General features: G+C 31.8%; 11 protein-coding genes. 8 read left to right on the forward strand and 3 right to left on the reverse strand.

Features of this window, described 5'->3' with window-relative positions; translation table 11 throughout:
* The gene (locus tag HUE53_RS06525; RefSeq protein WP_014166007.1) at positions 1-780 is read right to left on the reverse strand and encodes an SDR family NAD(P)-dependent oxidoreductase; all 780 of its coding nucleotides are present in this window, start codon (positions 778-780) and stop codon (positions 1-3) included.
* 188 nt (positions 781-968) lie between these two features.
* Between HUE53_RS06525 and HUE53_RS06530 the strand changes: the two genes are divergently transcribed.
* Together HUE53_RS06530 and HUE53_RS06535 are read left to right on the forward strand one after the other, a co-directional pair.
* Entirely contained in the window at positions 969-1,943 is a 975-nt protein-coding gene (locus tag HUE53_RS06530; protein WP_014166006.1) for a polyprenyl synthetase family protein, read from the forward strand.
* Positions 1,944-2,065: 122 nt separating this feature from the next.
* Positions 2,066-2,422, forward strand: coding sequence for a hypothetical protein (locus tag HUE53_RS06535; protein WP_041253478.1), 357 nt, complete (start codon positions 2,066-2,068; stop codon positions 2,420-2,422).
* Here the strand turns inward: HUE53_RS06535 and HUE53_RS06540 are convergent.
* Positions 2,419-3,747, reverse strand: coding sequence for an alkaline phosphatase D family protein (locus HUE53_RS06540; RefSeq protein WP_014166004.1), 1,329 nt, complete (start codon positions 3,745-3,747; stop codon positions 2,419-2,421). The two genes, HUE53_RS06535 and HUE53_RS06540, sit on opposite strands and share 4 nt — an antisense overlap.
* Positions 3,748-3,993: 246 nt before the next feature.
* On the opposite strand from HUE53_RS06540, the gene HUE53_RS06545 reads away from it, so the two are divergent.
* Entirely contained in the window at positions 3,994-5,235 is a 1,242-nt protein-coding gene (locus HUE53_RS06545) for an MDR family MFS transporter (protein WP_192188807.1), read from the forward strand.
* On the forward strand, positions 5,232-6,128 hold the full coding sequence (locus tag HUE53_RS06550) for a hypothetical protein (RefSeq protein WP_123906729.1): 897 nt from the start codon (positions 5,232-5,234) through the stop codon (positions 6,126-6,128). Before HUE53_RS06545 ends, HUE53_RS06550 begins: the two co-directional genes overlap by 4 nt.
* Positions 6,129-6,289: 161 nt before the next feature.
* On the opposite strand, the gene HUE53_RS06555 is transcribed toward HUE53_RS06550, so the two are convergent.
* Complete coding sequence (locus tag HUE53_RS06555) at positions 6,290-6,811, reverse strand: hypothetical protein (RefSeq protein WP_041253247.1); 522 nt, start codon at positions 6,809-6,811, stop codon at positions 6,290-6,292.
* A gap of 137 nt (positions 6,812-6,948) precedes the next feature.
* Between HUE53_RS06555 and HUE53_RS06560 the strand changes: the two genes are divergently transcribed.
* The 4 genes from HUE53_RS06560 (at position 6,949) to HUE53_RS06575 (ending at position 14,754) form a co-directional block, all read left to right on the forward strand.
* Positions 6,949-9,708 carry a 2-oxoglutarate dehydrogenase E1 component gene (locus HUE53_RS06560; RefSeq protein ID WP_097609317.1) on the forward strand — a complete coding sequence of 920 codons (2,760 nt, stop codon included), beginning with the start codon at positions 6,949-6,951 and terminating at the stop codon, positions 9,706-9,708.
* A 55-nt stretch (positions 9,709-9,763) separates the two neighbouring features.
* Complete coding sequence (gene odhB / locus HUE53_RS06565; RefSeq protein ID WP_077225789.1) at positions 9,764-10,975, forward strand: 2-oxoglutarate dehydrogenase complex dihydrolipoyllysine-residue succinyltransferase; 1,212 nt, start codon at positions 9,764-9,766, stop codon at positions 10,973-10,975.
* A gap of 126 nt (positions 10,976-11,101) precedes the next feature.
* Positions 11,102-14,134 (forward strand): HsdM family class I SAM-dependent methyltransferase, encoded by a 3,033-nt coding sequence (locus tag HUE53_RS06570; protein ID WP_192188808.1) that lies wholly within the window; start codon positions 11,102-11,104, stop codon positions 14,132-14,134.
* The gene (locus tag HUE53_RS06575; protein WP_077225791.1) at positions 14,134-14,754 is read left to right on the forward strand and encodes a hypothetical protein; all 621 of its coding nucleotides are present in this window, start codon (positions 14,134-14,136) and stop codon (positions 14,752-14,754) included. The genes HUE53_RS06570 and HUE53_RS06575 overlap by 1 nt, the downstream gene beginning before the upstream one ends.

The following is a 14,754-nucleotide window of genomic DNA, read 5'->3' on the forward strand; positions in this document are numbered from 1 at the left end:
TTATGCGGTTTCTTGAATAAATCGAGTAATTTTTGTAACCCATTTTCTAGGAGCAAATCGAACTGTATTAGCCAGTAATGTATTTTTGATACCATGGATTGCTACGACATCTCCTCTTAGCATGGCTTGATATCCATAGTAAGCAACCTCTCGTGAGGTAGGTAATTTTTTGTTTTTCACTAGTTTACTACTCTCCATATCGGCCATTGATTGAAAGCCACTTTCTGTTGCACCAGGACATAAAGCTGTTATTGTTACGCCTGTTCCTTCTACTTCATTTGCTATGGCTTCAGTAAAATGCAAAACGTATGATTTGGTTGCATAATATACCGCCATTAAGGGCCCTGGCTGAAAAGCTGCTGTAGAAGCTACATTCATAATCTTTCCATTCTTACGTTGTACCATATCTTTTAAAAATATATGCGTAAACTGAGTTAAAGCCGTTATGTTCAATTGAATCATCTGATCGGTCTTATCCCAATTAGATTTCACAAATAAGCCAAAGTCTCCAAAACCTGCATTATTAATCAGATAATCTATGGTTAAACCATATTTTTTAACTTCATTATAAACATTTAAAGCAGCTCCTCTTTTTGATAAATCTTCAGAAATGGTATAAACTCTAATATTATTTTTAGTCTTCAATTCTATTTTTAAATCATCTAATCGCTGTCCATTTCTAGCCACAAGCACCAAATCATCTCCTTGTTCTGCATGAATTTTAGCTAATTCTAATCCTATACCACTGGAAGCCCCTGTAATTAAAACCGTTTTTTTCATCTACATTTATTTTCAAATAAACTAAAAATCACCATTATACATTAGTATTAAAATGTGTTTTTAAAAGTTAAGCAAATATATACAGGAAACTTTAAAAACTTAAAAAGTTTCCATTTTTTTTATTTTTTTTAACATTTAATAAAACTCGGTGTTCCCAACTTTTAAATTATTTTAGCAAAAAAAATAAAATGCAGGCAATTAGTACCTATCAAGATATCATTACAAAACATTTCGAAGATTTATCAATAAAAAAAGAACCCCTAAACTTATACGACCCTATACAATATATCTTATGTTTAGGGGGAAAAAGAATACGTCCTGTATTAACATTAATGGCCGCTGAAATTTTTGACATTTCTTATACCAAAGCCCTTTCAGCAGCTACAGCAATAGAGGTTTTTCATAACTTTTCGTTAGTACATGATGATATTATGGATAATGCTCCTTTAAGAAGAGGCAACGAAACTGTTCATGAAAAATGGAATATTAACACAGGTATTCTTTCTGGCGACGCTATGCTTATCTTAGCCTATCAATATTTTGAAAATTATGAACCTGCTATTTTTAAAGAATTAGCACAATTATTCAGTAAAACCGCCCTTGAGGTCTGTGAAGGACAACAGTATGATGTAGATTTTGAAACCAGAAAGTCTGTAAGCGTTTCGGAATATCTTAAAATGATTGAATACAAAACCGCCGTACTAGTAGGCGCTGCATTAAAAATGGGAGCTATAATAGCAGAAACTTCTACTGAAAATGCAAACCTAATTTATGAATTTGGTTTAAATTTAGGAATTGCTTTTCAGCTTCAAGACGATTATTTAGATGCTTTTGGGAACCCGTTAACCTTTGGAAAACAAATAGGAGGCGATATCATAGAAAACAAAAAAACATATCTTTATATAAAAGCATTAGAGTTTGCCTCTGAAAAAGAGACAACTCAACTACAACAATTGTATTCCTCTCACCCTAAGGACAATAGTCCTAAAATTGAAACAGTAAAAAATATTTTTAATTCAACTGGAGCCAGTACAGCCACACAAGAAGCCATCAAAGAATATACTCTTAAAGCTTTTAGTACACTAGAAAAAATAAAAATCAGTGAAGATAAAAAAGTTATTCTGAAAGCTTTTGGAGAGAACTTAATGAATAGAAATGTATAATTCTTGCAAAGAGTTTCTTTTCAAACAAAAAAATGAACACATTAATATAACATGAGTTTGATATAAATTTTTATTTAATTGTTTTATATCAAGCTCATGTCTATCTAATAATCCTCTTGAAATTGAAAAAGTTTATCGCTCCTCAAAATACTGATTTAATACTTTCAGAAGCTCAAAAAAAAGAGCTATATCATAAACTTATTGAACAACTTCTGAAAGATTTTTTACTAGCTAATGAAGATTTAAATATACCACATTCTATTAGTCCTATTGAATTAAAAATTCAAGTACACAAAAAAATCCATCAACTCATTCATAATAAATTCAATGTATATTTAAACCTGCTATATATTATTGATGTAAACGAGGATGAGATAAAAAAACTCGACGGTTTCAACTCAGTTGAACTCGCCGAGCAAGTGAGCTATCTCATTCTAAAAAGAGAGTGGCAAAAAGTATGGTACAAAAACTTATACTAATACCCTAATTCCTTTTTCGTAATAACTTTATTCCATAATTCTTTTCCTTCATGATCAAATAAAGACAATTTAACCTGTCGATCATCCTTATCGCCCGTAAAAGACAATAATCCAAAGTTATGTTGCACAAACATACTTCCTTCTACACGATTCTTATTTTCTTCTTTTAATCCCGAGTTAGAAGGATTAGAGGTCAACGGGGAAACGGTCCAATCGTATAAAGAATAATTATTTCCTCGTTTTAACATGGATAATTCAGCAAAATGACGATCTCCTGACAAGAATAACACTCCCTTAACTTCATTTTTAGCAATTTCATTAAGCAAATACTCTCGTTCCTGAGGATACGTTGCATAGTTTTCAAACTTTGAAGCTGAATTTAGCACTTGTCCTCCAACAACTACAATCTTAAAAGTAGCTTTAGAGGAAGACAAAGCATCAATCAACCATTCTAGTTGTTCTTTTCCTAACAATGTTCTATCTCCTGTTTTACGATCATTAGGCGACTTAAAAAAGCGATTATCTAACAAGAAAAACTGTGCATCACCCCAATTAAAGGTAGAATAAGTTCCTTGTGTTTGAGACACATCTAAACCATAGGATTTATTGGCCCAAAAATCCTTAAATGCTTTTTGAGTATGTATTTTATAGTTAAAACTTCTATCTCCATCATTAGGGCCAAAATCATGATCATCCCAGATAGCAAAATTTTGAGCACTCGCTAACAATGGCTGAATTTCTTTAACACTTCGAGTATGTGTATAACGAAGGTAAAGACCTGATAAACTTTCATCAACTTCTCTCAAATAAATATTATCCCCTCCCCATAACATAATATTGGGTTTTTTAGCCGCTATACTCGTAAAAACAGTATAATTACTTCCATACGGTTTTCCTGGTCTATCAACTTCAGGTTGATTAATATAAACACAACTACCAAAAGCAACTGTAAAATCAGGTGCCTTTTCGCGCCATTGCCATAACTTCTTTGATTCAAAAGTAGTTGGATAAGGTAGTTTTATCAATTTGTTATCAATGTATACTTGGTAAGTATATTTTTTTCCTTGCTCTAATTTATCTAAAATCACATGACAAGTATACCCTGACTCTTTCTTTGTATTATAAACATCCGAAAACATTTTTTTCGTTGGATTCGAAACATCAAAATACTCTAACTTTACATTAGCATTAGTTGTAGTTTGCAACCAAATTACAGCTTCCGTCATTTCACAATAGCCCACCATAGGACCTGACTGTAGTAATTCTCTTTGAGCAAACAATGAAAAGGCTTGAAACAAAAAGAAAAAAGAAATAATTTTTTTCATTTAAAATAGATTTTATCAAGGCTATACTATTATAATCAATAGCTTATTTTATCAAAACAAATATTATAAAAGTCTTTACCTATTGAAGATTGTTTACTACAAAAATAACAAATAATCTTTGAGTAAAGAAAAGCCAAACAAATCATTACGGTTTTCCCGTATATTTTGTTAAAACAAAAAGAAAAAAGACAATAAAAAAGAGCTTTAAACTAACTTAGCCCAAGATTTCCCCCTAAATCTACATATATGAAAAAAAAAATTACCTATTTGGATAATTTCAGAGGTTTTACCAAAGAAATTTGGATTCTCACGCTCATTACTTACATTAATAGAGCAGGTGCTATGGTCATGCCTTTCCTAGGTAACTACCTACACAAAGGATTTTCTTTTAGTCTTCAAGAAGTAGGATGGCTTATGAGTTCTATAGGCATTGGTTCTTTTTTAGGAAACTGGATAGGTGGCAAATTAACGGATAAAATAGGCTTTTATACCGTTATCCTATCAAGCTTATTATTGGTAGGCTTTGGTTTTATTTCATTAATGTTTTTATACGACTTTATAGAAATTAGTATTGGACTGTTTATCTTAACAGCTATAGCCGATATGTACAAACCTGCTGTTTATGTTGCTATTGGATGCTTTAGTAATTTCTCCAATAGAACCCGTTCACTCACCCTTATAAGACTAGCAACAAACTTAGGTATGTTCACAGGTCCTATCATTGGCGGTGTACTTATTGCTAACAATAATTACGACCCTCTATTTTGGATAGATGGGATAAGCTGTATAATAGCTGTAATACTCTTTTTGTTTTTAATAGATGAAACAAAAATAGATATTTATGCTAAAAGGGTAGAACAACTAAAAGAACACATAAATACAAAAAACTCCATATTTAGTGATTCTAATTTCGTAATCTTTCTTTTAGGTTCTTTCATTACCGCTCTACTGTTTTTTCAACTTTTCACCACATTACCCGTGTACAACTCTTCAAAGTTCAACTTCAGTGAAATGCAAATAGGATTATTGTTATCACTAAATGGATTGTTGATATTTCTTTTTGAAATGCCCATCATTGGATACCTCGAAAAAATCAAAATCAAAAACACAAAAATATTTCAAATAGGAAGTCTGTTTATGACACTAGGATTTTTCTTCTTAATTTTTGCAAACTGGATTTTTTTATTAATGATAAGCATTTTACTAATCACCTTAGGACAAATCCTAATATTTTCTTTTGCCAATACTTTTGCTTTTAACAAAGCAACACCTGGTCAAGAAGGCAGATATATGGCTCTCTACTCTATGAGTTTTAGCTTTGCTCAAATATTAAGCTCTAAACTAAGTTTTAGCATTATTGAAAATTATAGTTTTAGTGCCAATTGGATTTTCATGGTTCTTATTGGTACTTTAGGAATTTATATTTATTTCAAACTTGACAAAAACCTAAAACAAGCCCCTTCATTTAATCAAACAATAACATCATGACAACCTCTATAAACAACAAAAGTTTTAAAATTATTATTGTCTTATTATCAGTATTGTTGTTGAGCAGTCTCGTTTATATTTATAAAATGTCTGCTCACTCTAAAGGCATCATTGTATCATTACGAAGCGAAAAAGCAGAACTAACTAATGACCTCGAAAAAATAAAATTGGCTCTAGAAAATACTATATCAAAAGAAGGACACCTAAATAAAGAATTATTAGAAGAGAAACAAAAAGTAAATCAACTTTTAGCAAAAATTGAAAAAGGAAATTACAATCCATCTGAAATCAGTAAATATAAAATTGAATCAAAAAATCTAGAATTAAGGATAGGCTATCTAATGAACGAAATAGAACGATATAAGAAAAAAATAGATAGTACCGAAAACGAACTAGTTGCATCTAATACCGAACTTAAAAATATCAAAAAAACAAACGAAGATTTAAACACAAACAACCTAAATTTAAATAAGAAATTGCAACTAGTTGATGAAAAACTAAATAGAGCCTCTCGATTGGGTTTTTCAAATCTAGAAATAAACGCTTTTAGAATAAAATCATCTGGCGAGATTACTCAAACAAATAAAGCTAGTAAAACTAATTTAATTAAAATTAGCTTTTTAATTAGCGAAAACGAACTTGTACCCCCTCAAAACAAAACCTTTTATTACCAACTATTTGACCCAAATAATGAACTAATAACCCACAACGAAACCACTACAACAGGCGAAAAAATAGAGGATTACACAGCTATATCTTTTGCTCATTATCAAAATAAAGCCCTCAAAATTGAAAAGGCCATCCCTATAAAAGATCCAATACCAGGCATCTATCAATTAAAAGTTTATGATGCTGCCAAACTAATCCTAACCAATAGTTTTCAGATTAATTAAAACTACAAATCCTTTTCACTAATCAAAGTGAAAGCAATAACAGTTTCAATAAAAAATCATTAATACATGCTTAAAACAACGTATGTATTAATGATTTTAATTTATAAAAAACATGATAAACCACTAAATATTATCTCTTCCATAACCTAATTTCCATCTTACTAAAACACCACCCTAACAAAAGGCATCCATGCTGATGTATATAAATTATTAGAATTCTTAAAAAGAAGATTATACCGAACACCAGCCGTAACATTATTCATCCTATAGCCTCCCCCTAAAAACAAAGCTGTATTCCAAAAATCATCAGAACGACGACCTGAAAGAGTACGATAATCCAAATTTACTCGCAACTGCTCTATATCTGCTGATAGCTGCAAATATTCCGTTGGACTATATAATACACTACCACTTATACCATAAACAAAAGAAGTAAAATCTGTCGAATTTTTAATATAACTAGTATTTAACCCAACCCCAATACTTGTTTTATCATCAAAATTATAATACATAGTAGGAGAAACCGAAATATTCGTAAAATTATTCCCTATACTTAAGCCTATACCACCTCCAAAACGAACATGATCCCAAAAAGTATTTACAGACGAACTCGTCTCTAAATTTTGAGCTTGATTCATAGATGAACACAAAAAAAAACTAAAAAAAAATACATTTTTTATCATTAGACACTGATTTTAGATATATATTTTAAAGAATTAAAAATTAATCACATAAATATACTATTTTATTGGCTATATTAGTCTAAAAGTTTTTACTTTTGCAGTAATTTTTTAACCAAAAATTGTCATTAGACAGCATTATGGATAGGTTTTCCTTTTTAAACGCAGCACATACGGCTTTTTTTGCCGATTTATATGATCAATATTTAGTAAATCCTGACAATATTGAACCTTCTTGGAGGGCATTTTTTCAAGGATTTGACTTTGCTAATGAATTCCCTAATGAATTTACAGGCGAAAAAACTTCTTCTGGAGGAGCTATAAACGAAGCTCAATTAACAGATAAAATTCAAAAAGAAATTAGAGTGCTTCAATTGATCGAAGCCTACCGTACCAATGGTCACTTATTTGCCGATACAAATCCTGTAAGAAACCGTAGACCCCACACTCCTAATTTAGACATTGTAAACTATGGTTTGAACAACACAGATTTACAAACAGTATTTCAGGCAACAACGGTAGTAGCAGGAAATCCTACTACTTTGGAAAATTTAATTACTCTACTAAAGAAATTATATTGCCAATCAATAGCATTTGAATACAAATACATTCGTGATGTAAAAACACAAGCGTGGATTGAACAAAAAATCAACGCCATGGTCGACGATGTAACAAGCGATAAGAAAAAAATTATCCTTGAAAAACTAAACGAAGCCGTTTCATTTGAAAACTTCTTACACACCAAATACGTAGGACAAAAACGTTTCTCATTAGAAGGAAACGAAGCGGTTGTTCCTGCTTTTGATCTCTTAATTGAAGAAGCGGCCGAATTAGGCGTAGAACAATTAGTACTAGGAATGGCACACCGTGGTCGTTTGAATGTACTAGCCAATGTTTTTGATAAAGCACCTAAAAATATTTTCAGCGAATTTGACGGCAAAGATTATGCCGACGCAGACCATTTTGATGGCGATGTAAAATACCACCTAGGTATTACAACACCCAAAAAAACTCGTAAAGGAAAAGACATTACTATTAACTTAGTCCCTAATCCTTCACACCTAGAAACCGTAGCGGCCGTTGTAGAAGGCATAACACGTTCTAAACAAGACCGCTTCTTCCCAGAACAACCTAACAAAGTGTTGCCAATTATTGTACACGGCGATGCTGCAATTTCAGGTCAAGGTATCGTATATGAAATTGCACAAATGGTACACCTAGACGGTTATAAAACACAAGGTACTATTCATGTAGTCATCAATAACCAAGTAGGATTTACAACTAATTATACCGATTCTCGTTCAGCAACCTATTGTACTGATATTGCTAAATTAACTTTAGCTCCCGTAATTCACGTCAATGCAGATGATGCAGAAGCAGTCGTTAAGGCTCTATTATTTGCTTTAGAATATCGAATGGAATTTGGTTCTGATATTTATATAGACATCTTAGGATATAGGAAATATGGACACAACGAAGGGGATGAACCCCGTTTTACCCAACCTGTTTTATATAAATCTTTAGCACGCCATAAAAATGTAAGAGATTTATACAATATTAAATTGGTAGAACAAAACATTGTTTCGCCTTCTTATGTAAAAGAAATCGAGGAGGCTTATAAAGCTAAATTGGATGAAAACTTAACAGCATCGCGCGAAGAAACTTTAACAGTTATCGAGCCGTTTATGCAAGACGAGTGGATTGGTTTTTCTAAAGCTAATCAAGCTAAAATGTTGGAAAAAATTGATACCGCCGTAGCAAAAGACACCTTAGATGATATAGCAAAAGTTATAACAGAATTACCAGAAGACAAAAAATATATTAGTAAAATACAAAAGCTTATCAACGATAGAAAAGCGATGTATTTTGAGAAAAACCAGTTAGACTGGGCTATGGGCGAAATGTTAGCCTATGGTTCGTTATTAGCTGAAGGTTACAACGTTCGTATTTCAGGACAAGATGTGGAGCGTGGTACGTTCTCACACCGTCATGCAGTAGTAAAAACAGAAGACACTGAAGAAGAGGTAATCCTATTGAACAATGTACCTAACAAAAAAGGCTACTTCAATGCTTACAACTCTCTGTTATCAGAGTATGGTGTAGTTGGCTTTGATTATGGTTATGCTATGGCATCGCCAAAAACTTTAACGATTTGGGAAGCCCAATTTGGAGATTTCTCTAATGGAGCTCAAATCATGATTGACCAATATATTTCAGCAGCGGAAGACAAATGGAACAACCAAAATGGTTTGGTTATCTTAATGCCTCACGGCTATGAAAACCAAGGAGCGGAACACTCTTCGGCACGTATGGAGCGTTACTTACAACTTTGTTCAGAACAAAATATGTATGTGGCTGACTGCACCACTCCCGCGAATTTCTTCCACTTGTTAAGAAGACAAATGTTAGCCGATTTCCGTAAACCTTTGATGATTTTTACCCCTAAGAGTTTATTGCGTCATCCAGAAGCCGTTTCTTCAATTGAAGAATTTGCTACAGGTTCGTTCCAAGAAGTTATCAACGATACACATATAAAACCAGCGGATGTAAAAACATTGGTTTTCTGTACAGGTAAATTCTATTACGACTTAAAAGCGGAAAGAGAGGCACAAGGAAGAAACGATGTAGCATTGGTAAGAATCGAACAATTGTTTCCATTACCAGTAGAACAATTAAAAGAAATTATCGCTTCGTATCCAAACGCAACAGACTATGTTTGGGCACAAGAGGAGCCAAGAAACATGGGTGCTTACGGATTTATGTTGATGAATTTCAACGAAGTTAAATTCCGTGTAGCATCACCTAAAGCGTACAGTGCGCCAGCATCAGGAAGTTATACACGTTCTAAGAAACGTCATGCAGATGCCATAGCTATGGTTTTTGATAAAACTTTAGTTTAATAAAAAAATTATATTTTTGATAAATAGATAACAACACTTTATAAAATTATAAAAAATGATTTTAGAAATGAAAGTCCCTTCGCCAGGGGAATCAATCAAGGAAGTGGAAATTGCTACTTGGTTAGTACAAGACGGAGATTATGTAGAAAAAGACCAGGCGATTGCTGAGGTTGATTCAGATAAGGCAACATTAGAATTACCAGCTGAAATGAGCGGAATCATCACGCTTAAAGCTGAAGAAGGTGACACAGTAGCTGTAGGCGCAGTAGTTTGTTTAATTGATACAAGCGCAGCAAAACCAGAAGGTGGAGCGGCTCCTGTAGCTGAGAACAAAGAAGAAGCTCCAAAAGCGGAGGCTCCAAAAGCAGCACCTGTTCAAACAACAACGTATGCAACAGGTTCGGCTTCGCCAGCAGCTAAAAAAATATTAGCAGAAAAAGAAATTGACCCTACAACAGTTACTGGTACTGGTAAAGCAGGTCGTATTACTACCGAGGACGCTTTAAATGCAAAAGCTTCTATGGGTACTCCTACAGGAGGTTCTCGTGGCTCTCAAAGAACAAAATTATCCATGTTACGTCGTAAAGTAGCGGAGCGTTTAGTATCTGCTAAAAACGAAACCGCTATGTTAACTACTTTCAACGAAGTTGACATGACTGCTATCTATGCGTTACGTGACGAGTATAAAGAAGAATTTAAAGCAAAACACCAAATGGGATTAGGCTTCATGTCATTCTTTACAAAAGCAGTAACTCGTGCTTTACAATTATTCCCAGATGTAAACTCAATGATTGACGGGCAAGAAAAAGTGTCTTTCGATTTTTGTGATATTTCTGTTGCAGTTTCAGGACCTAAAGGATTAATGGTTCCTGTGGTACGTAATGCAGAAAACTTAACGTTCCGTGGTGTTGAAGCTGAAATCAAGCGTTTAGCCATTCGCGCACGTGACGGTCAAATCACAGTAGATGAAATGACTGGTGGAACATTCACTATCTCTAATGGTGGGGTTTTTGGTTCTATGTTATCTACACCTATCATCAATCCGCCACAATCAGGTATCTTAGGGATGCACAATGTAGTGGATAGAGCTATTGTAAAAAACGGTCAAATCGTGATTGCTCCAGTTATGTTTGTAGCATTGTCTTACGACCACCGTATCATCGATGGACGTGAGTCGGTAGGTTTCTTATGTGCTGTGAAAGAAGCTTTAGAAAATCCAGCAGAAATCTTAATGGGTGGTAATCCAAGAAAAGCTTTGGAATTGTAATTTTCACAAATCTTAAAATACAAATCCCAAATTCGAAAAGAGTTTGGGATTTTTTTGTTTATAATTTTCACCTAAACAAGTGAAAATGAGTTCAGATTATTTTATTTTTGTTGATAATTTACCAAAATGTCAGACTCTATTATTTATTCATTGGATATAATTAACTTTGCAAAAGATTGCAAAGAGTTTGATATTGATGTATTTGACATAGAGAAATTTGGCTCAGTTCAGATTTACTGTAACGATGATAACCCAGCAATATTCTTGAAAGAGGTTGATTCTTTTGGTTTTGAAATTCAAAAATCAATTGCTGAATTGCACAAATTGTGTTGGAATTTTCAAAAAGTTTTATTTTTATATGTTTATTCTAAAACTGAAATTAGAATATACAATTGTTCTGAAAAACCTTTTGCCTACGATAATACTACTGTAAAAGAAGCAGATTTTGAAAGAAAATTAGCTGGTCTTGAATTATATTCTTGTAAAGTATCAGATACTACTAAACTACAGACATTAAATACTCTTTTTTCTAGGATAGCCATAGATACTGGCTTTATTTGGTCTTCAAGAGAAGCTACAGAAATTAAGAAAAAAATAAATCTTGAAACTAGAGTCGATAAATACTTAATACAAAGCTTAATCAATGTTTCTAGAGAACTAGAAAAACAAGGACTTACTGACAAGAACTTAGTACATAAGTTAGTGATGCGCTCTTTGTTCTTGTTGTATTTAGAAGATAAAGGAGCTACAAAAAAAGAAGACTACAAAAAAAACTCGTTAATAGCAAAGTCATATCTTGACTTACTTAAAGAAGGTGAAGTAAACTATGTATATGATTTGTTTGAAAAGTTAGCAGATGATTTCAATGGGAGTTTATTTAATGTTGAAAAAAACGAAAAGCAAATTGTCTCCCATAAACATTTAGAGTTAATAGGGAAATGTTTTACGAATGGTTATGTAAATACCAATCAAGTTGAATTATTTTCAGACTGGAGATTATTTGATTTTAGTATCATTAGAATTGAATTATTAAGTGAAATCTACGAGAATTTCTTATCAGAATTAGACAAAAAAGAAAAGAAAAATACAGGGACTTTTTATACACCACCTTCATTAGTAGAGCTGATTTTAAACGAAAAGTTACCTATTAAAAGCAAGGAGACTAACTATAAAGTTAAAACACTAGATCCAAGTTGTGGCTCTGGAATTTTTTTGGTTCAAAGCTTCAAAAGATTGATAAAAAGATACGAGAACAAGCATAATTCAAAATTAAATGACTTTTCTATTTTAGTTGATATCTTAAAATCAAACATTTTTGGTATTGAACTTGACTCTAAATCAATAAAAGTAGCTGCTTTTAGTTTGTATTTAGCTATACTTGATAATCTTGATCCCAAAACAGGTTGGTGGAATGGTGCAATAAAATTTCCATACTTAATAAATGACCCAAACGATAACAGCTTAAAAGAACAAGGTAATAATCTTTTTGTTAGAGACACCATCTCTGATTTGTCAGAAATTGAAGAATTAAAAGATTTTGATTTGGTAGTTGGAAACCCTCCATTTGGCACAAAAAATTTACTTCCTAGCATTACAAATTATTGTAAAAAAGAAAATTTTGCCCAAGAAATGGTTTTGCCTTTTATGCATAAGGCAACTATTTTAGCTCCGAAAGGTAATATAGCTTTAATCTTCAATACTAAGGTTTTAACGAACACTGGAGGTACCTATCAAAACTTTAGAAAATGGCTTTTCAATGAAAGCTATGTTGAAAAAGTATATAACTTTTCTATACTAAGAAAAGCACCAAAATTTTCTGGAGGACAACTTTTTGGCTCAGCTGTTGGACCAATAAGTATTGTTTTTTATCAAAAAGAGGATCCTGAAATTATAAAAGATACTATAATTTATTATGCACCCAAAACGTATATTAAAAATGATGTTTTAGAAGGGATTGTGATTGATTCATCCGATGAAAAGCATTTACCGAGATTTGAATGCCAAAAACCAGATACTAAAATTTGGAAAATAGCTATGTGGGGAAGTTTTTTTGATTTTGAGTTGGTAAAAAAGATTGAATCAAAATACAATTCTTTATATGAATATTTTATAACTAATAAAAAGGATTGGATTAAAGGAAGTGGACTTCATTCTCCTTCTAAGGAGCAAATACAAAAAAATAAATTTTTTATCCCTATAGAAACTATTGAAACTGGCTCAATTGACAAATATTATACATCTAAAAGTGCTTTAAAACCTAATTCTAAGATTTACAGACCTACTAATGACTTACTTTACAAAAGCCCATTTTTGATTATCAAAGAAGGAGAAAAAGAAAAGGAATTTTGTTCAAGTATAGTTGACTTTGATTGTTATCATAAGTGCTATAGTATAGCAAATGCTGATGTTAATATCCTGAAAGTATTGTCTAGTTTTATGAATTCGATTTTTTCTAGTTATTATCTCTCATTAAGTTCTTCTTCTTGGGGAATAGAAAGAGAAAGAGTTCAAGCAAATGAAATGCTACAACTACCTGCAATTATTGACAAAATCGATAAGAACAATCTTAGCAAACTCACTTTAATATTTAATAAAATAATTTCAATAAAAAAATCAAACGAAGTAAATCAAGACATTACTGATTTAGAAAAACAAATAGACCAAATCATTTATAATGATATTCTTAAATTAACTGAAGAAGAACAAATCATTATTCAAGATACTTTAAATTATAGTTTGGATTTGTTTGAAAAACAAGAAAAATCACAAGCGGTGTTACCTCTTATTAATATTGATTTATATTCTACAAGAATTATTAAAGATTTAAACAGTTGGCTAGACGATATTGATTTAAAAGTTTCGGCAACACATTATACACTAGATAGAAACTGTCCATTATACTTGATAAAACTAACTTTTGGAGATCAATATAAAGAGCCTATTCTTTCTAAAGAGGATATTTACGAGGAGTTGAAGAATTTGGATTCAAAGTTATGGGATACAGAATCTCAAAGTATTTATTTTAGAAAAAAAATAAATTATTATGATGGAGATGATGTATATATCATAAAACCTAATCAATGTAGGTTTTGGAGTCAAACTGCTGCGATGGAAGATAGTAAGTCATTATTAATCGAAATTCTTAATATGAAAGAATAATGGCGGGTAGTTTAAATTCTTCTAATTTCTTAAAAATTCAAAACCTCTTTAAAGAACGATGCATGACGTTGTTTATAGAGGCATATTATACTTCCATTTCAAATAGAAGCGTTCAATTAGATTTTGAGGAAAATGATATCACTAAAATATTGAATCATTACATAGATCAAAACTTAAAACGAAAAGAGTGGAAAATATCTTCTACTTTAGAATATTATCTTTTCGATGAAGAAGTGCGATTTGAAAAAGGATTTGCTGCTAAATCTTCTAGAATAGATTTACGTTTTACTAGCTTTTGGCAACAAGAAGAATTTAAATATTATATTGAAGCTAAAAATCTTAAATCAAACGACTCAGCTTTAAAACGAAGATATATTTCTACAGGAATTAATAATTTTTTAAAAGGGGGTAAGTATTTCAGTTGTGATGGTTTTCTTGTCGGTTATATTTTAGAAGGTACTGTAGAACACTGTGTAAACGGCATTAATAAATTACTTCTAAAAGATGGTAGGTCAAGTGAGTTGCTAGAAGAAAAGATAACTCTAAATTTAGTAAATAGTCATTTTTCAAAACATCAAGAAAAAGAAATTCTTCATCTGTTTCTAAATTATATTGACTAA

The organism is Flavobacterium columnare (genome assembly GCF_014844295.1).
In the GTDB taxonomy this organism is placed as follows: Bacteria; Bacteroidota; Bacteroidia; order Flavobacteriales; family Flavobacteriaceae; genus Flavobacterium; species Flavobacterium columnare.